Origin of the sequence: Paenibacillus sp. FSL K6-2524 (genome assembly GCF_038005525.1) — a bacterium.
GTDB lineage: Bacteria > Bacillota > Bacilli > Paenibacillales > Paenibacillaceae > Fontibacillus > Fontibacillus anaericanus.
The window spans coordinates 1,854,089-1,873,544 of the sequence record NZ_JBBOSP010000001.1 but is presented as its reverse complement, the minus strand read 5'-3'; the positions used below and the strand labels follow the sequence as shown (position 1 = coordinate 1,873,544).

The following is a 19,456-nucleotide window of genomic DNA, read 5'->3' as shown; positions in this document are numbered from 1 at the left end:
TTTCTTTGCATGTTATACAACCTTATAACCTCTCTCCAACCATCGGAAGAGTAATCACAAAAACAGTCCCCATACCTTTCGTACTATCCACAGTTATATCTCCCCGATGATTCTTAATAATTCGGTAACTGACCGATAAGCCTAAGCCTGTACCATTTTCTTTCGTTGTGAAGAAAGGATCAAACAACCGATTCATCAAAGCCTTATCCATACCATTCCCATTATCTTGAATTATGATATTAACGAATTCTCCATCAGGCTGTGTTGAAATAGCAATGATCCCCCCATGATCATCCTCTATCTCCTCAATCGCTTCCATCGCATTCTTGATAATATTCAGAATCACCTGCTTGATCTGTTTCGTATCTATCGAGACATTCAGCACCCTATCTTCCTGGAGGTTCAGAATCACCTCACAGTTCTTCATCAGAGCCTCACTCTCTGTAAGAAGTACAGCTTCCTTTAGTAGGGTTGAGATATCAACAATGCTCTTCAGCGGAACAGTGGGCTTCGATGAATTAAGAAATTCATGAATAATATCGTTGGCACGATCGATTTCCGCCAAAATAATCCGTGCATATTCATCTCTACCCAATTGAATGAGATGAGGACGTAAAAGCTGGATGAAGCCACGAATTGAAGTCAAAGGATTACGAATCTCATGAGCAATCGCCGCTGATATTTTACCGAGCATTGCCAGTTTATCATTATGGTAGGCCGTTTGTTCGATTCGTTTAAAATCGGTAACGTCCTTAACACTTAATAAAAAGTCTCCATCCATCTGATCACCGTAGGTAATTGTAATAAGCCAATTTCTTCCGTACTCATCAACAAACTCATGAAACTTCTTGCTATAAAGAAATGTTTCTCGATATAGTTGTACAACCTTTCTCTTCAGAAAACGACTAAGATGCGGATGACGGAGTACCTGTAATAAGTTACAACCAATCAGTGACTGCCCTGGTAAATCAATTAATTTAGCCATCTCTACATTGATAAAGGTAAGAATCCCATCGCTGTCAAACAGTATAATTCCACTATCTAGGTGTTGCAGCACATTTTCATACTTATTTTTTACAAGCTGGGTCGATTGGTACGCTTTCACAGACTGAAGCAATGTTTCTTGGAATTCACTCAACAAATCGGTTCCCCCTCTTCCCAAAAATGAGCTTGTCCGATAATTATGTACGAGGCAATTAATTACATTCCCTCAAATAATAATTTCGCAATCAATGTAAGCGGACACCATGAGATTATCACTTATAATCATAGTAAAGTTTTCCAAATTTCGTCAATCAGAGATACTGTCGAAAAAAGTGGGATCATCACTAATCATCATAATTTCCACAAAAAAAAGAAAATAGCCCTCCTGAGGAGAGCTTTTATAACACATTTCATCCCTTGCTATTGTTATGTTGCAGTTTCATTCTTCTCCTACTCATTACGGCAAGTCGTTTCTTGAGCTCATTTTCCCATTTCGTATCTTTAATAAATTTAGCCACCGTAAGCAGATCTAACGACATATCTATTTGACTCTGCACAATATCAATCGGATCCTCATCTTCACGATTCACACAATTCCCAAAAATTGATTCCTCATCTTCCATAACAAAATCCTGGAAGTCAATCTCTGATACTCCATCTCCATGAGCATACTCCGCTAAGATTTCGTATTCGTTCTCCACTTTATAATGAACCTCAACCCGATTACACACCGGACAAAAAAGTAGGGGAACATTATGGACTTGCGTACGATAATGCTTCAAAGTTCCCTTCGTCCCCACCATACTTGCACCACAGCAAAAACTCATTCCCCATCACCCTCTCCGAATTCTGCTCACAGGAACCACGGCCTTATATCTTATAGAACTTCCTATAATTTATTCGAGACCCTTACCTCAAATTCCTTTGGAAAAATTTAAAATCGACATTAATGCAAACTTTGAGCTAAAAGGACCAAATTATGAAAGTCTGGGGCAAAAGGCCCCCTGTATTGGCAAGGTGTATTTGCCAGTCAGAGGGCCTTTCAATACATATTACTGAATTATGAGTTCAGGTTCTTCTGACCTGGTTCAATTAGAGAATACCATAGTCACCTGTTACGACCGCCATATTAATATCAGGAGCGGGCATTCCAACTAAACGTTCTGCCATTAAAAATCCCTCTTCAAATGTTAGCATTCACATATATCAAAGTCAATATTATAGTAATTTCATTATTAGAGTAACTCTAAATACGAATTACTTATAAATTGTCTTACTTTTGAATTGCAGCTACGATCAAATCGCCCATCTCTTTGGTACCGATAGCTTGGCTCTTATCCACTGCGATATCACTCGTACGATGTCCGGCATTCAGCACTGATGCTACTGCCGATTCAATCGCATCAGCTGCATCGGCATATCCAAAGGTCATCCGGAACATCAATGCAACAGAGAGGATTGTAGCGATCGGATTGGCTAGATTCTGTCCAGCAATATCGGGAGCTGACCCGTGTACTGGTTCGTACAGTCCAAAGCTACCTTCCCCTAATGAAGCTGACGATAGCATGCCAATCGAACCGGTCAGCATTGCTGCTTCATCACTCAGAATATCACCGAACATATTCTCAGTCACGATAACGTCAAAGCTGGAAGGGCGTCTCAGCAATTGCATCGCACAATTATCAACGAGAACATGCTCCAACTCTACGTCCGGATACTTCGGAGCAATTTCATTGACAACTTCACGCCATAAGCGTGAGGTTTCCAATACGTTTGCCTTATCGACGGAAGCAAGCTTCTTGCGACGTTTCTGGGCAATTTCGAACGCTTGAGTGACAATCCGTTCTACTTCTTTGACATTATATGCACAAGTATCAACTGCTTCTTGTCCATGCTCAGTATCACGACGGAATTTCTCACCAAAGTAAATACCGCCTGTCAACTCACGAACAACCATTAAATCCGTACCTTCAAGAACTTCTGGCTTCAAAGTTGATGCATCCTTCAGACAGTCAAACACTACAGCCGGACGTAAGTTTGAGAATAAACCAAGAGCTTTGCGAATCCCCAGTAGACCTGTTTCGGGACGCAACTCTTTCGGATTGTTATCCCATTGCGGACCACCAACAGCTCCCAATAATACTGCATCTGCACGCTGGCAAACTTCCAATGTTTCTTGTGGAAGTGGTGTTCCTTTTTTATCTATAGCGATGCCTCCAAAAAGCGCATGCTCTGTTTCAAATTTATAGCCGAACAATTCTTCTGTACGTTTCAATACTTTTTCCGCTTCAGCCACTACTTCTGGTCCAATACCATCGCCAGCAATGACTGCAATTTTCTTCACTTCTCCCATAACTTTCAACTCCCTTTCAATATACCTAAATTCACTCGAAATAGACTCTTACTCTGTTGTATCATAATCAACAAGGTTAAACAAAGATATAGAATCTATTAAGTCTATAGGATGAGCCTATAAGCACAATCTTGTTTCTATAAAAAGCCCATTTCTTGGATTACATAGTCAATTGTCTATACACGTTAGTCTAAAAATGCATAATGTGAGTCGAATCAACATACTTGAAAATATGGAGGTAGAAACCTTATGTCGGAAATCAATCATACAAGTTCCGGAATAATCTTAGTGTTGTTTATTTTATTAGTGATCGTCTCGAGCTCATGTGTAAGCCGTCCCCACATCGCTAAAGTTGCATCTGTGACTCCAAATCAACCTTTTTCACCTAATCAATCCTTTATGCCGAATCAATCTTTTATGCCTAATCAGTCTGTTATGCCAAACCAATCCTTCTCACCAAATTCGTCTATGTCACCAAATTCATCTTTTTCACCCAATTCGCCTTTTTGATACGGCGTACTCGAGAGTTTGCCAATATTACAGAAAAAGTCCGCAGCGATAACTCTCTGCGGACTGGATTACCATTTAGATTATTCTGAGAAATGTTCTTTAACCTCTTGTCTCAATTAATCTGTTAAGAGCGTCGACATAGGCACGAGCGCTTGCCTCCAAAATATCCGTACTAACGCCTCTGCCTTGAACTGAAATTTCATTTTGCGTGAGCACGACATGCACTTCACCTTGAGCATCTTTACCGTGGCTAACGGACTTAATTGAATAATCAGACAGCGTCACTTCTTCTCCAACTTCCTTATCAATGGCATTATAGAGAGCGTCAACCGAACCGTTACCTTCCGCTTCTCTCTCAAGCACATCACCATCAACCGTTACGATGCGAACTTTAGCAGAAGGTATCATTTCATTACCGTACGAAACATAGATCGTCTCCAAAGAGAAAAATTCCGGCGTATCAATCAGTCTCTCTTCCACAATGGCTAACAAATCTCCATCGCTGACATCTTTTTTCTTATCGGCCAATTCCTTGAACTTGGCAAACGCTAGGTTGAGACGTTCCTCATCCAACGTATATCCTAGATCAATCAGTTTCTCTCTGAACGCATGACGTCCAGAATGTTTCCCAAGCACTAGCTTACTCTCCTTAAGTCCGATCGTCTCGGGAGACATAATCTCGTAAGTCGTCTTCTCTTTCAACATACCATCCTGATGGATACCTGATTCATGTGCGAACGCATTAGCTCCGACAATCGCCTTATTACCCGGTACAACCATCCCTGTCAGTCTACTTACTAGTCGACTGGTACGAGAGATCTCGGAAAGAGCGAGTGAGGTTTTGGCCCCAAAGAATTCGCTTCTTGTTTCCAAAGCCATCGCAACTTCTTCAATTGCGGTGTTACCTGCACGCTCACCTATCCCATTAACCGTACCTTCAATCTGATCGGCACCGCCAAGAATGGCAGCAAGAGAGTTGGCTGTAGCCATCCCCAGATCATCATGACAGTGTGCACTTAATTGGATTTTCTCGATATTAGGCACCTTTTCTTTAAGCGTCTTGAAAATGTTACCGTATTCATGTGGATATAAAAATCCCACTGTATCCGGGATATTGACCACAGAAACCCCTTCTGAAATAGCCATTTCGGTCATCTCACACAAAAATTCAATTTCAGTTCTCCCCGCATCCTCGCAAGAAAACTCTACTTTGGAGAAATATTTCCGCGCATACCGAATCGCTGCTTGCGCAGTTTCTAGCACCTGCTCTTTCTCCATCTTCAGTTTGTATTTGCGATGGATCGGACTTGTCGCTAGAAATAGATGGATACAAGGGTCTGCAGCACCTTTCAACGCTTCCCGGACCGCATCAATGTCTTGGACACGAGAACGTGATAACCCTATTACAGTAGATTGTTTGATCGCACGAGCTACGGCGTTTACAGAAGCCAAATCCCCGGGGGAAGCAGCAGGAAATCCTGCTTCGATACGATCTACACTAAGTTTTTCAAGCTGATAAGCAATCTCCAGCTTCTCCCTAGTATTGAGATTAACTCCTGGAGACTGTTCCCCATCACGTAGCGTTGTATCAAAAATATAAATTTTACGCATCCCTACACCTCCTGAATTTTAGTAGGCCTACAAAAACTTAATGCGGCTCATGCTGATGCATGGCCGCATTGATAGATAGGAATGAACTATTTATTTAATCCAGTGCATTAGACCGCGCAATTCCCGGCCAACCACTTCGATCGGATGATTTGCTTCATTACGACGAGTCGCTGTAAGGAAAGCACGATTGGATTGATTCTCAAGAATGAAATCACGAGCGAATTTACCTTGTTGAATGTCAGTCAATACGGCTTTCATTGCTTTCTTCGTTTCGTCAGTAACGATACGAGGTCCAGTTACATAATCACCATACTCAGCTGTATTGGAGATGGAATCACGCATTGTTGCCAATCCACCTTCATATACCAGGTCGACAATCAATTTGAGTTCATGTAAACATTCGAAGTATGCCATTTCTGGAGCATAACCTGCTTCGGTCAATGTCTCAAAGCCCGCTTTGATTAGTGCACTAACGCCACCGCAAAGTACAGCTTGTTCGCCGAACAAATCGGTTTCTGTTTCTTCGCGGAATGAAGTTTCGATAACCCCAGCACGAGTACAGCCAATACCTTTTGCATAAGCAAGTCCAATTTCTTTCGCTTTGCCAGTAGCATCTTGATGAATTGCAATTAGTCCTGGAACACCAAAACCTTCAACGTAAGTACGACGAACCATATGTCCTGGTGATTTAGGAGCTACAAGCAAAACGTCATTGTCAGGGGATGGCACGATTTGGCCAAAATGTACGTTAAATCCGTGTGCGAACAATAAAGCTGCACCTTTTTTGATGTTTGGAGCGATTTCACTGTTGTATACTGATGCTTGTGTTTCATCTGGCATCAAAATTTGTACCACGTCAGCACGGCGAGTAGCTTCCGCAACGGATAGCACTTCAAAGCCATCTTCTTTAGCCTTATCAAAAGATTTACCTTCGCGGAGGCCTACCACTACGTTAAGTCCGCTATCACGCAAGTTTTGTGCGTGGGCATGTCCTTGGCTACCATAACCGATAATTGCGATAGTCTTTCCTTTTAATACGCTAAGTTCTGCATCTTGTTCATAGTACAAAGTAACTGCCATTTTTATTAGCCTCCTAAGAATGTGGGTAGCATATAAGCTTACCCTTATTAATTTTGTACCTCCGCCTGATGAGCGGGCGTTTCAAAGGACCACTGATATTTACATCTTACTTGGATCCTCTCAAACACCCGCCCACGGACGAGAGATAATTTAAAACATTTACAAATTATGCATTTCCTCGAATCATAGCTGTAACTCCTGTTCGGGACAATTCCCGAATACCATACGGTTGCAACAATTCTATCATAGCATTGATCTTCTCTGTGTCACCAACAACCTGTACAATCATGCTGTTAGTTCCGATATCCACGACTGCTGCACGGAACGTTTCAACAACACCCATAATCTCGGGACGCTCAGCAGGTTCAGACTTCACTTTAATCAATGCTAGTTCACGACCTACCATTGGTTTAGAACTCAGATTCACAACCTTGATGACGTCGATCAACTTATAAAGTTGTTTCTCAATTTGCTCTAGTGTCTTGTCGTCTCCTTGAGTCACAATGACCATCCGAGACAACCCTACTTCTTCTGACTGTCCAACCGTAATGCTCTCAATATTAAAACCACGTCGTCCGAATAGTCCGGACACTCGCTGCAAAACTCCCGGCTGGTCGTTCACTAATACCGAAATAGCATGGCTCTTCATCATCATTCACTGTCTCCCATCAACATTTGATCAATGGTAGAACCTTGCGTAACCATTGGATATACGTTCTCCTCTTTACGGACCACGAATTCCACTAGAACTGGCCCTGGAGTATCTAAAGCCTCTTGCCAAACTTGCTTGGCATCCTCTTTGTTACTCGCTCGCAAACCTTTAACACCATAGGCCTCTGCCAATTTCACAAAATCCGGACTGCCGGCAAGATCGATATGGCTATAGCGATTTTCATAAATCAATTCCTGCCATTGACGAACCATTCCAAGCACCTGATTATTTATTACAACGATCTTCACTGGGATGTTGTTGATCGCACAAATCGCCAGTTCTTGAGCACACATTTGCATACCGCCGTCACCATTGATCGAAATGACTAGTCGCTCTGGATATGCCATTTGTGCACCAATAGCTGCCGGAAAGCCAAATCCCATAGTTCCAAGTCCGCCGGAAGTAATCCAAGAGCGCGGCTGATTGAATCTGTAATATTGAGCAGCCCACATCTGATGCTGTCCTACGTCTGTCGTTACAATGGCCTCACCGCTCGTTGTATCATTCAACAGCTCAATTACCCATTGAGGTTTAAGCTCTGTATCGGAATCAATATATTTCCACGGCTTATCTTGCTTCCACTGACTAACTTTAGTTCTCCAAGCATCAGCTTTATTACTACGTCCTACGAGAGGATTTAACATTTCAAGCACCGTTTTGACATCTCCAACAATCGGAATATCTGCCTTTACGTTCTTGCCTATTTCTGCCGGATCAATATCAATGTGAACGATCTTAGCAAGCGGTGCGAAACCATTCAGCTTGCCTGTCACACGATCATCAAAGCGGGCGCCGATGTTGATTAATAGATCGGCCTGTTGGATCGCTTGGTTAGATGTGTAGGTTCCGTGCATACCCGGCATTCCCATCCATAATTCATTCCCACTTGGGAATGCGCCAAGTCCAAGTAATGTTGTCGTTACTGGTATTTCCGTTCTAGTCACGAATTCGAATAACTCTTCATGACCACCCGAGTATACAACACCACCTCCAGCGATGATCACCGGACGTTCTGCTTCCTGAATTGCTGCTGCCAGCTTATCAAGCTGAAGACGATTAGGCACGACTGTTGGATTGTAACCACGTAATTTTATGGATTGACCTGGTTCAAACAACGTTTTGTTCGCTGAAACGTCTTTCGGAATATCAATCAGCACCGGACCCTTGCGTCCTGTATTCGCGATATGAAAAGCTTCGTGAATAATGCGCGGTAAGTCCTCTACGTTTCGAACTAGATAACTATGTTTTGTAATCGGCATTGTGATACCGGTAATATCCGCTTCTTGGAATGCATCTGTACCAATCAGGCTGGATACGACGTTACCAGTAATTACCACCAAAGGAACTGAATCCATAAACGCTGTTGCTATCCCCGTGACCGTGTTAGTCGCTCCAGGGCCGGAGGTGGCGATACAAACCCCCACTTTGCCACTAGCTCTAGCATAACCGTCCGCTGCATGGATGGCTCCTTGCTCATGTCTTGTCAGCAAATGTTTGAAATCAGTAAATCCGTACAACGCGTCATAGATATATAATACCGCGCCACCTGGATAACCGAAGACACACTCGACACCTTCTAATAGCAAACTTCGAAGCAAGATTTCTGAACCCGAAATAACTTCTGGTTTCATCCATTTCTCACGTAATTGTTCTGTAGACTGCACTTCCGGAATATGCGCACTCATCAGTCATCCTCCTTCCAAATGTTAGGCAGTTCAATTCATACAACAAAAAAAACCCTTCATCCGCCGGAATAGTTTCCTATTCCGAGGGACGAAAGGTTATAGCTTCCGTGGTACCACCCATTTTCACCCAGCACTTCGCAGTGCCAAGCCTTGACGAGTAAAAGCATGGCTAGCCCCTACCCGTGGTCTCTAACGCAGACCTAACGATTCTCCCTAATAAGCCCCTCTGCAGGAATCCCGTAGGACATTCTGCTTCAGTAAAGCTTTTCAGGAAAACAGCTCCGAGGTGAGCTCGCATTTAAGGGGTAATGGTGGTGGTTTCAGCAATTCCATCCACTCTCTGAGCAAAGAGCCCTTAAACCTTCGTCCTCATCATCGCCGATGCATTTATGAACGTAAAATGTTAGAAACATTATATGATTAGTTTACACGCCCCGTCAATACCCTTTTAAAACATAGGCCTCGGATTTCTCAAAACAGTGCTGATCGGAACGTATCTCCACCCTATTGTCATATGATATCAAACAGCGCCCAAATTATACACAGTAAGGAGGAATACGAGCGAAATGATCCGCTTTAGAAGGCCTAAACAAGATGATCCTATCATTATCAGTTTGATCAAAAAGGAGCTTGTCCCCCTCTCTAGCTTACCAACAAATGAACTGAATAAAGTTATTGAGGAGTTGCCCAAACGGCTTTCGCGCGGCGTTACGCTAGTAGTTTCGCCTTATTACGAATCTGATTTGGTGGGATTCATTCATTTTATGATTCACGGCGAACTGCTATATATCGATATGATGGCCGTATTACCTGCACACCGCAGTAAGCAGCACGGCAAAACCCTTATGGCTCAGGCTGAGAACTTCGCTAGTTCTCGTGGATGCAAAAGATCAAAAGTAATGGTGGACCAGGACAACACCAGAGCCCACCAGTTCTATCAGAAGCTGGGATACCGTTCTGTACGTTTCATTCAGATATCCCAATGCTTCGAATTAGAGAAGAACTTATCCATACTTGCTTAACTAAAGCTATCTACCGGAAATATCCATACGGGTAACCGCCGCCATAGCCACCGTAGCCGCCGCCGTAACCCCCATACCCATAATTGTATCCTCCATAGCCGCCATAACCTCCATAACCACCAAAGCCACTAACACCAGGTGACGTTCCGATGGCCAGAAGATCGAACAGAACAAGAGGAATTATTGCTTTCGTTCTGACTTTCTTATTTGAATCCTGACTTAAAATTAGGCGATTGCCACTAATTCTCACCAATTTTCCTGTAACGAAGCTACCATCTTTTCTATAGGCGGTAATGGATTTTCCAAGCCATTTTTCGGCTTCTTTCCTTGTAATCTTTTTATTCATGGAAATCCTCCTCCGAAATTTACTGTTCAAAGACACCAGCACTGTCTTATCCCCAACATATTCGGTAAAAGCGGATTCAGCTTACGCCATCGCCTTGCTATAAAAAAAAGGCACCTCGAACAAGTACAATACCTGTTCGAGGTGCCTAATTATATAAATCCAATTATTTACGCGTTGATTTTCTCTTTAGCTACAGTAGCCAAAGAATTGAACGCAGGAAGATCATTTACAGCCAAATCAGCAAGCATTTTGCGGTTAATGTTCACTTCTGCCAATTTAAGACCATGCATCATTTTGCTGTAAGACAAGCCGTTCAAACGAGCTGCCGCGTTGATACGAACAATCCACAATCTGCGGAAATCACGTTTCACTTGACGACGGTCACGGTATGCATACAACAGGGATTTCATTACCTGTTCATTAGCTGTTTTAAAAATGCGGTGTTTCGAACCAAAGTATCCCTTAGCAAGCTTCAATACTTTTTTATGACGACGACGAACGACAAATCCGCCTTTAACTCTTGCCATATTAATAAACCTCCCAAAAAGTTATGTTAATTATTTCAAATTAGCTAATTGTTGCTTAAGACGACTTACATCTCCTGAATACATTACAGGACTATTCGCTAGTACGCGTTTACCACGTTTCGATTTATGGGACAACAAGTGGTTACGGTTAGCTTTGTAACGTCTTACTTTACCTGTACCAGTAATCTTAAAGCGGCCTTTCAGGCTGCTGTGGGTTTTCATTTTCGGCATTGTACTTCCCCCTCAGAGTTTGTGAGCTTTCACTTTGCGAGTGACCCGCTAAAGTAGAACAGCTTGTATAAGCTAATGCTTAGTTTTTCGGTGCCAAAATCATAATCATGCTGCGACCTTCCAATTTAGGAAGTCGTTCAACACTACAGCTTTCTGCAACTTCTTCTTTGACGCGGTCCAAAATTTTCTTTCCGAGGTCGGCATGGGCAATTTCACGGCCGCGGAAACGAACCGAGCATTTGACCTTGTCGCCTTCATTCAAAAATTTGATCACGTTACGAAGTTTCGTCTGGTAGTCATGTTCCTCAATATTGGCACGGAACCATACTTCCTTGATGTCCACTATCTTCTGATTCTTACGGGCTTCTTTCTCTTTCTTCTGCGTCTCATAACGGAATTTTCCGTAGTCCATAATCCGACATACCGGCGGCTTGGCCGTCGGAGCGACGTTAACCAGATCCAGATTCAGGTCGATTGCCATTTGTAGTGCTTCGCGAATTGGTGTAATACCAATTTGTTCGCCTTCAGCGCCTACTAAGCGTACTTCTTTAGCCCGTATCTCATCATTGATCAAATGTTCCTTACTGATAATTATCCACCTCCAAATATTTGTTACCATTGCGACCGAAAGGCCAAAATTAAAAGGGATGCAGGTTTACGCCCGCATCCCAAATTGATCATCAATTCTTCATGAACATTCATTCATAAATTAAGATCAAAACCAGTCAACACGAAGTTGAACAGGTGAGAAGCCCTGGCCTCTGCTTGCAATCCATTATTAATCTGTTTACAACACCAAAATAATATATCATATGGAGCAATCACAAGTCAAGCAATGATTCACACTTTTTTTGTGAGCCCATTAAACCTGTTTACTTTGTACCTCTTCCAGTCGAACAACTCGAGTATGTTGGGTATGGCTCCATTGTTTGTTGTTTTGCGTAAAGAACGCATAGAACGTAATCGGCCACCACGATAACAAGTAAATTGGGAACAGAATGAGATAAGCATAAACTTTCTTAAACTTAACCTTCTCCAAGATCATAGCCATCAAGAAGATAAATACATTAGCAGCGATTGCCACGAACGATATCCACATCGGGAAGTAACCATACAAATTCGCTAAGCGTGGTTCACCCATAAATGATTGATCTACCCAGATTACAGCAGTCATTAAGAAAGTTAACAGTACGATATATACGTTAGCTCCATAAAGCGCCATATCCAGTTTGATTAGATTCCGTTCCTTGATACTCTTCCAAAGTAACGGGAAGAAATATCTCCGAGCTACCGTAAAATGTCCCTGCATCCAGCGCAGCCTTTGACGAGCTGAAGCCTTGAACGTAAGTGGCTTCTCGTCGAACAGCTTCGCATCATAGTTGAATACCGGGTAGATCCCACGTTCAACACAGCGCATTGTAAATTCCAAATCTTCCACAAGGCTGGTGGCTCCCCACCCAATCTCCTTCAGAAGTTCAGTTTCAAAGCACATCCCAGTACCACCGAGGAAGTTAGCCATATTCAAATTATGGCGAGACAGCTGCCATAAACGATTGCAATACCAGTACGAAATACCATAAGAGGCCGTAATCCATGAATCCTCTGGATTTTTCGTATCGATATATCCTTGAATTACCCGGGCACCTGAACACAGATCGTTATTCATTTCACTCAGGAAATCTGGATGAGCCAGATTATCTGCATCAAACATGACAACTCCATCATATTGCCTAGGCATTTTCCAGAGTTGCTTCAACATCCATTCAATCGCATAACCTTTACCACGTAAATTTTGATTTGTACGAACGCATGCGTTCATTCCGTGACTCCGAACGATTGCCGCCGTATTATCTGTACAGTTATCACAAATTACAAATACATCGTAAAGTTCTTTCGGGTAATTAAGATGCTTTAGGTTCTCCATTAGAGCCCCTACTACTTTTTCTTCGTTATGTGCCGCTACCAGCACAGCAAAAGATTTATTCGGCGCAAATTGTTCTTTTTTCTTTTTCTTGTACATGCCGAATAAAGATAATCCAAATTGATACAGACCTATCACTGCCAGAAAAACTTGCAGAGATACCAAAATGGTGTCTATCATGATACTTTGTACCCCCTTTTAACTCCTCAATTTCTTTATCTACATTTTTGGAGTTTTCTTTTTTTAATGACCCTTATATAGTTTACAAAAACGAACAACCTGTTAGCGCATTACGATTTTCCTCGACTTTAACTTATTTGTCAAAGTTCATGTATGGCTCTTATGCTGAAAATTCAACCGAAGTCAGTCTATATCTCCACAAGGCAACGTTGTTACCTGCAATCTGTGCGATTAGTTCTTATTTTCATCCATTTTGGCTTTTTTTATTTCCTAAGGCCCCCTTTTTTTTGCTAATTGTTACGCGAATGTAAAACACTCATAATAACAAACGAATAAAAATTTAAAAAGTTTACGAAATTACTTATATTTCTTTAAACTTTTTTGATATCATTTGAATCATTGTAAAGGGTGGAAAGTCAAGAGTCAAAAAACCGAATTCCATTTTAACAAAAATTAACCTCTAACCTTGAAAAGACCCGCGAATAAAAATATGATAAGTCTAACCCGAAAATGCCATGCTACGACTAAGCCCTAATTCACTGAGTGCAATTTTGGGCCGTACACGCGGCCAATAGAAGCGCGGAGGGATCACATGAATCATTTAATTGAAAAGCTCAAACAACTTGATCAACAGCTTTTTATGAGAATCAACGGCCGCTTCCACAGGAGTTTTCTTAACTTTTGGTTTTATCATCTAACTCATCTAGGAGGAGCTCGTTTCACCATATTATCTATACTATTTATTTGGTGGCTCTGTCCTGAACCATGGAGTACGATCGGTCTCCAAGCTGGTGTTGCATTGGCAGTCAGCCATATTCCAGTAGCACTCTCGAAGAAAATATATCCACGTATTCGGCCTTATTTGATCTTACCGGGAACAAATACTTTCAGGAATCCTCTTACCGATCATTCTTTTCCATCGGGTCATACAACGGCTATATTTTCAGCTACAGTGCCCTTCATGGTAGCTCAACCGGGCCTTGTCCTTATTCTAGGCCCTATAGCACTGCTAGTTGCGATCTCCCGAATATATTTAGGTCTACATTACCCCTCCGATGTTCTCGCTGGAGTCGTGATCGGCACCTCAGTTGCCCTCGGAACGGTTGCATTATGGACGTAAACGGGATATTGTTAAATTGTTAAGTCATGGGAAAACCTTGCGGGAAAAGGTGAAACTATAGTGCATAAACAAAGAGTCTTACTTTTATCTGAGGGGTTTGGGGCCGGACATACCCAAGCGGCATACGCTCTCTCAAGCAGTTTACGCAAGATAGCGCCTAATGTGCAGACGAAAGTGATGGAACTCGGCAGTTTTCTAAATCCGAGGATGGCACCGTTCATCATAACAGCTTACAAAAAGACGGTATTCACCCAACCTCGACTTGTTCGGATGATGTATCGCAGCAACTATAAAAAGTCTTTAAATCGATTGACGACTTTAGCTCTTCATCGGCTATTTTATACGCACACAACACAGATCATCCAGCAACTCCATCCTGATGTCATCGTGTGTACGCATCCGATTCCTAGTGCTGTCATTTCACGCATGAAACGACTCGGACTAGATGTACCACTATGCACGGTTATTACCGATTACGATGCTCATGGAACTTGGGTTAGCGCCGAAGTCAACCGTTACCTAGTATCTACGGAGCCGGTGAAGGAAAAGCTGCTGGAACGAGGTGTTGAGGAGGATAAAATCCAGATTACTGGAATTCCAGTCCATCCGAACTTTTGGGAACGCCACGGAAAAGAAGACATTCGGAATCAATTTCATTTACATGACATGCCTACAATTCTTGTCATGGGTGGCGGTTGGGGGTTCATGAAGGACGAAGCGGTTAATTCGTTACTCGCCATGAACCGAGACCAGATCCAACTTATTTTCTGTTTCGGTAGTAATGTCAAATCGCTGGAGAAGATGAAACGTGATCCTCGGTTTATTCATCCGAATGTTCACCTTCTTGGCTTTACAAAGGAAATCGACAAACTGATGGAGGTATCCGATCTCCTCATTACGAAGCCAGGTGGTATGACTTGCACGGAAGGATTAGCCAAAGCCATCCCGATGTTGTTTCATAAGCCACTTCCTGGCCAGGAAGAAGAGAACTCTCAATATTTCGCTGCACAAGGTTGGGGGACACCGATCAGCTCGTTAGACGATATTACGAATTGGATCAAACGGTTGATCGATAACTATGAGGAAGTAACTGCTGAACGAGAAAAAGTCCTCAGTGAGATCGCCAGTTATCATCCAATGCAAAGCGCACAAGCCATTATGGATATTCTAGAAAGTAACAACAAGGCCCTAATTTAACTCTCGCACGTAAAAAGCCAACACCCCATTAAGTAATCATGGGCTGTTGGCTTTTTACTTATAAACTTTCACATGAATCGAATCAAGTTACTAAAAATTATCCATCTTATGCTCGTGGTAGTTACGTAAAGCCGCCTCACCTACGATGACCTCACAACGATGAATAGGCATTCCTTGCCCCACGAATTTGCTTTCGTATTCTGTCATCACATGGTCTTCATTAATTCCGTTCGCATGAAGACTAAGCGATATATTACTCATTTGCAGTCCGCTCGCAGCAAACGAATTGAGTGAAAACTGAAACAGATCTCTAGAATCCGTTTTAAAATGAATTTCACCCTTTTCATTCAACAACTTAATATATTTATCTAAAAACCGTGGATGTGTCAGTCGTCTCCGCCCATGCTTTGCTTTTGGCCAAGGATCACTGAAGTTCAAGTAAATCCGCTCTACCTCACCAGGGGCAAAAAACTCCTCGATCATTTCAATATTACCAAGCGCGAGTCTTACACTCTGAGGCTCTTGCTCTCCCCAGATAGCACGAACTTTCTCGCTTGCACGACGAACCAACTCGTCATACATGTCCATACCGATAAAGTTAACTTCAGGATATTTAGCACTCATTCCACTAATGAATTGTCCCTTTCCCATCCCAAGTTCAATATAGATAGGGCGATCATTTCCAAACAATTCGGACCAACGTCCTCTGTATTCCTTGGGCTCTAATATAACGATATCTTGCTGACTCTCAAGACTCTCTCGAATTCCTTTTCTGCCGCGTAAACGCATGTCATTCCTCCGCTTTCTCATAGTGCATGTTCAACCTTTTATAGGCCATCCTTGCAATATTGTGCCTAAGTTCCGCTCAATTGTAAAGAGTAAAAACAGTGAAAAAGGAATCTTGCAGCCGCCGGGGAGACGGTTCACATGATTCCTTTTTCGATATATTTTGGAATTGGGGTCCAACGATTTCAATACATTCAAAATAACATAATCTGTAATTCATCGCAAGAAAGCTCAGAGACCGGATTCCCCTTTTATATAAAATTTTGATACAATGAAACAGTGGAAGCCGTGGGATCACACGGTTTATTAGCAAAGTTAAAGCGAAACCTACTTTTGTGACAGAATAAAGGAGTTATGATGAACACACTACTACCCTCCTCCCCAAAATTGTGGGGAGACAAGCGATTTCATACATGGAATACAGAGATGCGGGATCAATTCGGTGGCAAAGTTTTCAAAGTCATGCTAGATGCCGGATTCACTTGTCCAAATCGAGATGGTTCCATTGCCAAAGGCGGCTGTACTTTCTGTAGCGCTCGTGGTTCGGGTGACTTTGCAGGCAGTCGGCGCGATGACCTTGTGACACAATTCAACAACATTCGCGACAAGCAACATATCAAGTGGCCTAATGCCCAGTACATCGGTTACTTCCAGGCGTATACGAACACATACGCACCTGTAGACGAGCTTCGCGAGTACTTCGAAGCTATTTTGGTGCAACCCGGTGTCGTTGGTTTGTCCATCGCTACGCGGCCCGATTGTCTTCCAGACGACGTGGTTGATTATTTAGCAGAATTAAATGAGCGTACTTACCTATGGGTTGAAATGGGATTACAAACTATTCATGACTCCACTTCAGAGCTTATAAATCGTGCGCACGATACTCAGTGCTATCTGGATGCTGTTGAGAAACTTCGCAGTCGTAACATTCGCGTTTGTACCCATATCATCTACGGACTACCACAAGAAAGTCATGAGATGATGCTAGATACGGGACGCGCCGTTGCCGCTATGGATGTGCAAGGTATTAAGATTCACTTGCTTCATCTCATGCGTAAAACCCCTATGGTGAAACAATATGAAGCCGGTTTGTTACGCTTTCTAGAGAAGGATGAATATGTGAAGCTGATTGTCGACACATTGGAATTCCTGCCACCTGAAATGATTGTCCATCGATTAACAGGAGATGCTCCGCGTGACCTCCTTGTTGGACCGATGTGGAGTCTGAAGAAATGGGAAGTTCTGAATGCGATCGATGATGAACTGAAACAACGGGATACTTGGCAAGGCAAGTTTTGGAGAGGATGTTAACATGGGCTTTCTCTCTGTATTAAGCTTCGCACATAAACTGACAAGTGAACGGTTGCAACCAGGTGATTATGCTGTAGATGCAACGGCTGGAACAGGTGCAGATACATTATTTCTAGCACAGGCTTGTGGTAAGCGCGGGCATGTCTTTGGCTTCGATGTTCAGTCCGAAGCACTCCACATCACTCAAGAACGCCTGGATAAGATAGAGCCACCCACCAGACTGGCTAAGGTAACTTTATTTAACCGAAGTCATGCTGAGATGGAAGATGCCCTTCCTGCGGAATCGCACGGGCGTCTTGGCTCCATCATGTTTAACTTAGGTTATCTACCTACCACCGAAGCCGATCACTCTGTTATTACTTTGACGGAAAGCACGTTAGAAGCTCTTGAGGTCGGTGTCCGCTTGCTTCGTCCACGTGGGCTTATCACTATAGTACTCTACCCTGGTCACCCTGGAGGTGAGACAGAGGCCGCCGCCGTTGAATCATGGGCTGCTAGCCTCCCCTCTTCTATTGGACAGAGCATTGTGTATCGCCAGTTGCAAAGATCAACCGCTCCATATCTTATCGCCATTGAGAAAAGATAAGGTGACTAAGAACAGGGCATCATAAGTGCATCATTATGAGATTAGGAAGTAGGATACTGAAAGGATGGTGTGGTCGTTGAGAGAAGAAAATTTTACTTTTCAGAATGATGCAGGACACCAAGTTTATGTATACCACTGGTCACCAGACGTTGAGTCAGCCCCACTGCGCGGAGTAGTACAAATTGCGCATGGAATGACCGAGACGGCCAAACGGTATGAACGATTTGCACAAGTACTTACGGAACAAGGCTTCCATGTATATGCTAATGACCATAGAGGCCACGGCTTAACAGCGAAAACCCAGGAAGAGCTTGGTCGTCCTGGTAAAGATGGCTTTAACGGCATGGTACGCGACATCATAGCGCTTGGAGACTTCATTAAGAAGCAGCATCCTAATCAGCCTCTATTTTTACTTGGTCACAGTATGGGGTCCTTTCTTACTCAAAAAACGATGTACACAAATCATCAAAATTACAAAGGATTTATACTGAGTGGAACTAATGGTCCACGGCCGTTACTACATATAGGACAGAATCTGGCTCGTTTTCAAGGCCTCTTACAAGGTGAACGCCATGCCAGCCTCTTGTTAAATGCACTTTCCTTCGGGAATTTCAACAAAAATTTCCTCCCAGTCCGAACATCCTTTGATTGGCTCTCTAGGGATGAAGCCGAAGTAGATAAGTATATCAATGACCCCTACTGCGGCTTTATATGTAGCACTAGTTTCTTCCAACAATTCTTTAGTTTGCTTTTAGAAATACACCGTCCGAGTCAACTAGAGAAAATCCCAAAAGAAAAACCCGTTTATATATTCTGTGGAGACAAGGACCCCGTAGGCGATAATGGTGCGGGAGTTCGTAAACTTGTTAAGTTATATGAACAACACAAGTTGCAGGACGTTGAAGTGAAGCTATATCCAGGCGGCCGACACGAAATGCTAAATGAGATTAACCGTGATGAGGTCAGTGCAGATGTTGTCGATTGGCTTAAACGACATACTGAATAAAACGGCAATAGATGCATAATAAAAACTGTGTTGTAGATGACCGCTACGATGACGGATTATTCTTTCGATCGCTGTTGCCCTTAGATTTCCTGATTCTATACTAGCTTTAACGGTAGAAATCTAAGGGCAAAGGCGAACGCTATCGCTTCTCCAGAACAATTCCGTCCTCTTCGCTACGTTCCTAGCATATCCATCGTTATTAAAATAGTGCTGATAGTGGTTTAGCGCCATAATTCAGAACAAAAAAGCCTCCGATAACGGAGGCACTGAAAAACTTACGTTTTAATT

The 19,456-nt window shown here is 42.8% G+C and carries 19 protein-coding genes; 6 read left to right on the top strand and 13 right to left on the bottom strand.

Annotation, left to right across the window (positions count from 1 at the left end; genetic code table 11):
- Positions 1 to 22: 22 nt before the first annotated feature.
- The 7 genes from NST85_RS08275 to ilvB all read right to left on the bottom strand — a co-directional run bounded on the left by NST85_RS08275 (position 23) and on the right by ilvB (position 8,935).
- Complete coding sequence (locus tag NST85_RS08275; protein ID WP_127192448.1) at positions 23 to 1,141, bottom strand: ATP-binding protein; 1,119 nt, start codon at positions 1,139 to 1,141, stop codon at positions 23 to 25.
- A gap of 253 nt (positions 1,142 to 1,394) precedes the next feature.
- The gene (locus NST85_RS08270; protein WP_127192449.1) at positions 1,395 to 1,811 is read right to left on the bottom strand and encodes a hypothetical protein; all 417 of its coding nucleotides are present in this window, start codon (positions 1,809 to 1,811) and stop codon (positions 1,395 to 1,397) included.
- Positions 1,812 to 2,257: 446 nt separating this feature from the next.
- Positions 2,258 to 3,337: a 3-isopropylmalate dehydrogenase gene (gene leuB, locus NST85_RS08265; protein ID WP_127192450.1), complete on the bottom strand. Its 1,080-nt coding sequence runs from the start codon at positions 3,335 to 3,337 to the stop codon at positions 2,258 to 2,260.
- A 609-nt stretch (positions 3,338 to 3,946) separates the two neighbouring features.
- Positions 3,947 to 5,458 (bottom strand): 2-isopropylmalate synthase, encoded by a 1,512-nt coding sequence (locus NST85_RS08260; protein ID WP_341189053.1) that lies wholly within the window; start codon positions 5,456 to 5,458, stop codon positions 3,947 to 3,949.
- Positions 5,459 to 5,548: 90 nt separating this feature from the next.
- Positions 5,549 to 6,538, bottom strand: coding sequence for a ketol-acid reductoisomerase (gene ilvC / locus NST85_RS08255; RefSeq protein WP_127192452.1), 990 nt, complete (start codon positions 6,536 to 6,538; stop codon positions 5,549 to 5,551).
- 166 nt (positions 6,539 to 6,704) lie between these two features.
- Positions 6,705 to 7,193 carry an acetolactate synthase small subunit gene (gene ilvN / locus NST85_RS08250; protein ID WP_211350098.1) on the bottom strand — a complete coding sequence of 163 codons (489 nt, stop codon included), beginning with the start codon at positions 7,191 to 7,193 and terminating at the stop codon, positions 6,705 to 6,707.
- On the bottom strand, positions 7,190 to 8,935 hold the full coding sequence (gene ilvB, locus NST85_RS08245) for a biosynthetic-type acetolactate synthase large subunit (RefSeq protein ID WP_127192453.1): 1,746 nt from the start codon (positions 8,933 to 8,935) through the stop codon (positions 7,190 to 7,192). Before ilvB ends, ilvN begins: the two co-directional genes overlap by 4 nt.
- A 566-nt stretch (positions 8,936 to 9,501) precedes the next feature.
- Between ilvB and NST85_RS08240 the strand changes: the two genes are divergently transcribed.
- A complete protein-coding gene (locus NST85_RS08240; RefSeq protein ID WP_127192454.1) occupies positions 9,502 to 9,957 on the top strand; it encodes a GNAT family N-acetyltransferase in 456 nt (151 codons plus the stop codon).
- A gap of 10 nt (positions 9,958 to 9,967) precedes the next feature.
- Here the strand turns inward: NST85_RS08240 and NST85_RS08235 are convergent, their stop codons facing one another.
- From NST85_RS08235 to NST85_RS08215, 5 genes are all read right to left on the bottom strand, one after another.
- On the bottom strand, positions 9,968 to 10,303 hold the full coding sequence (locus tag NST85_RS08235) for a hypothetical protein (protein ID WP_127192455.1): 336 nt from the start codon (positions 10,301 to 10,303) through the stop codon (positions 9,968 to 9,970).
- 167 nt (positions 10,304 to 10,470) lie between these two features.
- A complete protein-coding gene (rplT, locus tag NST85_RS08230; protein WP_127192456.1) occupies positions 10,471 to 10,830 on the bottom strand; it encodes a 50S ribosomal protein L20 in 360 nt (119 codons plus the stop codon).
- Positions 10,831 to 10,860: 30 nt separating this feature from the next.
- Entirely contained in the window at positions 10,861 to 11,061 is a 201-nt protein-coding gene (gene rpmI / locus NST85_RS08225) for a 50S ribosomal protein L35 (RefSeq protein ID WP_127192457.1), read from the bottom strand.
- Between the two features lie 79 nt (positions 11,062 to 11,140).
- Positions 11,141 to 11,635 carry a translation initiation factor IF-3 gene (gene infC / locus NST85_RS08220; protein ID WP_127192458.1) on the bottom strand — a complete coding sequence of 165 codons (495 nt, stop codon included), beginning with the start codon at positions 11,633 to 11,635 and terminating at the stop codon, positions 11,141 to 11,143.
- Between the two features lie 288 nt (positions 11,636 to 11,923).
- Complete coding sequence (locus NST85_RS08215) at positions 11,924 to 13,162, bottom strand: glycosyltransferase family 2 protein (protein WP_127192459.1); 1,239 nt, start codon at positions 13,160 to 13,162, stop codon at positions 11,924 to 11,926.
- A gap of 592 nt (positions 13,163 to 13,754) precedes the next feature.
- Between NST85_RS08215 and NST85_RS08210 the strand changes: the two genes are divergently transcribed.
- Together NST85_RS08210 and NST85_RS08205 are read left to right on the top strand one after the other, a co-directional pair.
- On the top strand, positions 13,755 to 14,282 hold the full coding sequence (locus NST85_RS08210) for a phosphatase PAP2 family protein (protein WP_127192460.1): 528 nt from the start codon (positions 13,755 to 13,757) through the stop codon (positions 14,280 to 14,282).
- Positions 14,283 to 14,342: 60 nt separating this feature from the next.
- Positions 14,343 to 15,479, top strand: coding sequence for an MGDG synthase family glycosyltransferase (locus NST85_RS08205; protein ID WP_127192461.1), 1,137 nt, complete (start codon positions 14,343 to 14,345; stop codon positions 15,477 to 15,479).
- A gap of 90 nt (positions 15,480 to 15,569) precedes the next feature.
- Here the strand turns inward: NST85_RS08205 and trmB are convergent, their stop codons facing one another.
- The gene (trmB, locus tag NST85_RS08200; RefSeq protein WP_127192462.1) at positions 15,570 to 16,289 is read right to left on the bottom strand and encodes a tRNA (guanosine(46)-N7)-methyltransferase TrmB; all 720 of its coding nucleotides are present in this window, start codon (positions 16,287 to 16,289) and stop codon (positions 15,570 to 15,572) included.
- Positions 16,290 to 16,622: 333 nt separating this feature from the next.
- On the opposite strand from trmB, the gene NST85_RS08195 reads away from it, so the two are divergent.
- The 3 genes from NST85_RS08195 to NST85_RS08185 all read left to right on the top strand — a co-directional run bounded on the left by NST85_RS08195 (position 16,623) and on the right by NST85_RS08185 (position 19,168).
- Positions 16,623 to 17,576, top strand: coding sequence for a TIGR01212 family radical SAM protein (locus NST85_RS08195; protein WP_370877645.1), 954 nt, complete (start codon positions 16,623 to 16,625; stop codon positions 17,574 to 17,576).
- Between the two features lies 1 nt (position 17,577).
- Entirely contained in the window at positions 17,578 to 18,162 is a 585-nt protein-coding gene (locus NST85_RS08190; RefSeq protein ID WP_127192464.1) for a class I SAM-dependent methyltransferase, read from the top strand.
- 67 nt (positions 18,163 to 18,229) lie between these two features.
- Complete coding sequence (locus NST85_RS08185) at positions 18,230 to 19,168, top strand: alpha/beta hydrolase (protein ID WP_445671175.1); 939 nt, start codon at positions 18,230 to 18,232, stop codon at positions 19,166 to 19,168.
- Positions 19,169 to 19,456 lie beyond the last annotated feature (288 nt).

Coding starts and splice junctions, on each gene's coding strand:
- NST85_RS08235 (WP_127192455.1), bottom strand. CDS start 10,303: ATGAATAAAAAGATTACAAGGAAAGAAGCCGAAAAATGGCTTGGAAAA.
- ilvB (WP_127192453.1), bottom strand. CDS start 8,935: ATGAGTGCGCATATTCCGGAAGTGCAGTCTACAGAACAATTACGTGAG.
- leuB (WP_127192450.1), bottom strand. CDS start 3,337: ATGGGAGAAGTGAAGAAAATTGCAGTCATTGCTGGCGATGGTATTGGA.
- NST85_RS08190 (WP_127192464.1), top strand. CDS start 17,578: ATGGGCTTTCTCTCTGTATTAAGCTTCGCACATAAACTGACAAGTGAA.
- NST85_RS08270 (WP_127192449.1), bottom strand. CDS start 1,811: ATGAGTTTTTGCTGTGGTGCAAGTATGGTGGGGACGAAGGGAACTTTG.
- rplT (WP_127192456.1), bottom strand. CDS start 10,830: ATGGCAAGAGTTAAAGGCGGATTTGTCGTTCGTCGTCGTCATAAAAAA.
- NST85_RS08260 (WP_341189053.1), bottom strand. CDS start 5,458: ATGCGTAAAATTTATATTTTTGATACAACGCTACGTGATGGGGAACAG.
- ilvN (WP_211350098.1), bottom strand. CDS start 7,193: ATGATGATGAAGAGCCATGCTATTTCGGTATTAGTGAACGACCAGCCG.
- NST85_RS08215 (WP_127192459.1), bottom strand. CDS start 13,162: ATGATAGACACCATTTTGGTATCTCTGCAAGTTTTTCTGGCAGTGATA.
- rpmI (WP_127192457.1), bottom strand. CDS start 11,061: ATGCCGAAAATGAAAACCCACAGCAGCCTGAAAGGCCGCTTTAAGATT.
- ilvC (WP_127192452.1), bottom strand. CDS start 6,538: ATGGCAGTTACTTTGTACTATGAACAAGATGCAGAACTTAGCGTATTA.
- NST85_RS08240 (WP_127192454.1), top strand. CDS start 9,502: ATGATCCGCTTTAGAAGGCCTAAACAAGATGATCCTATCATTATCAGT.
- trmB (WP_127192462.1), bottom strand. CDS start 16,289: ATGAGAAAGCGGAGGAATGACATGCGTTTACGCGGCAGAAAAGGAATT.
- NST85_RS08195 (WP_370877645.1), top strand. CDS start 16,623: ATGAACACACTACTACCCTCCTCCCCAAAATTGTGGGGAGACAAGCGA.
- NST85_RS08210 (WP_127192460.1), top strand. CDS start 13,755: ATGAATCATTTAATTGAAAAGCTCAAACAACTTGATCAACAGCTTTTT.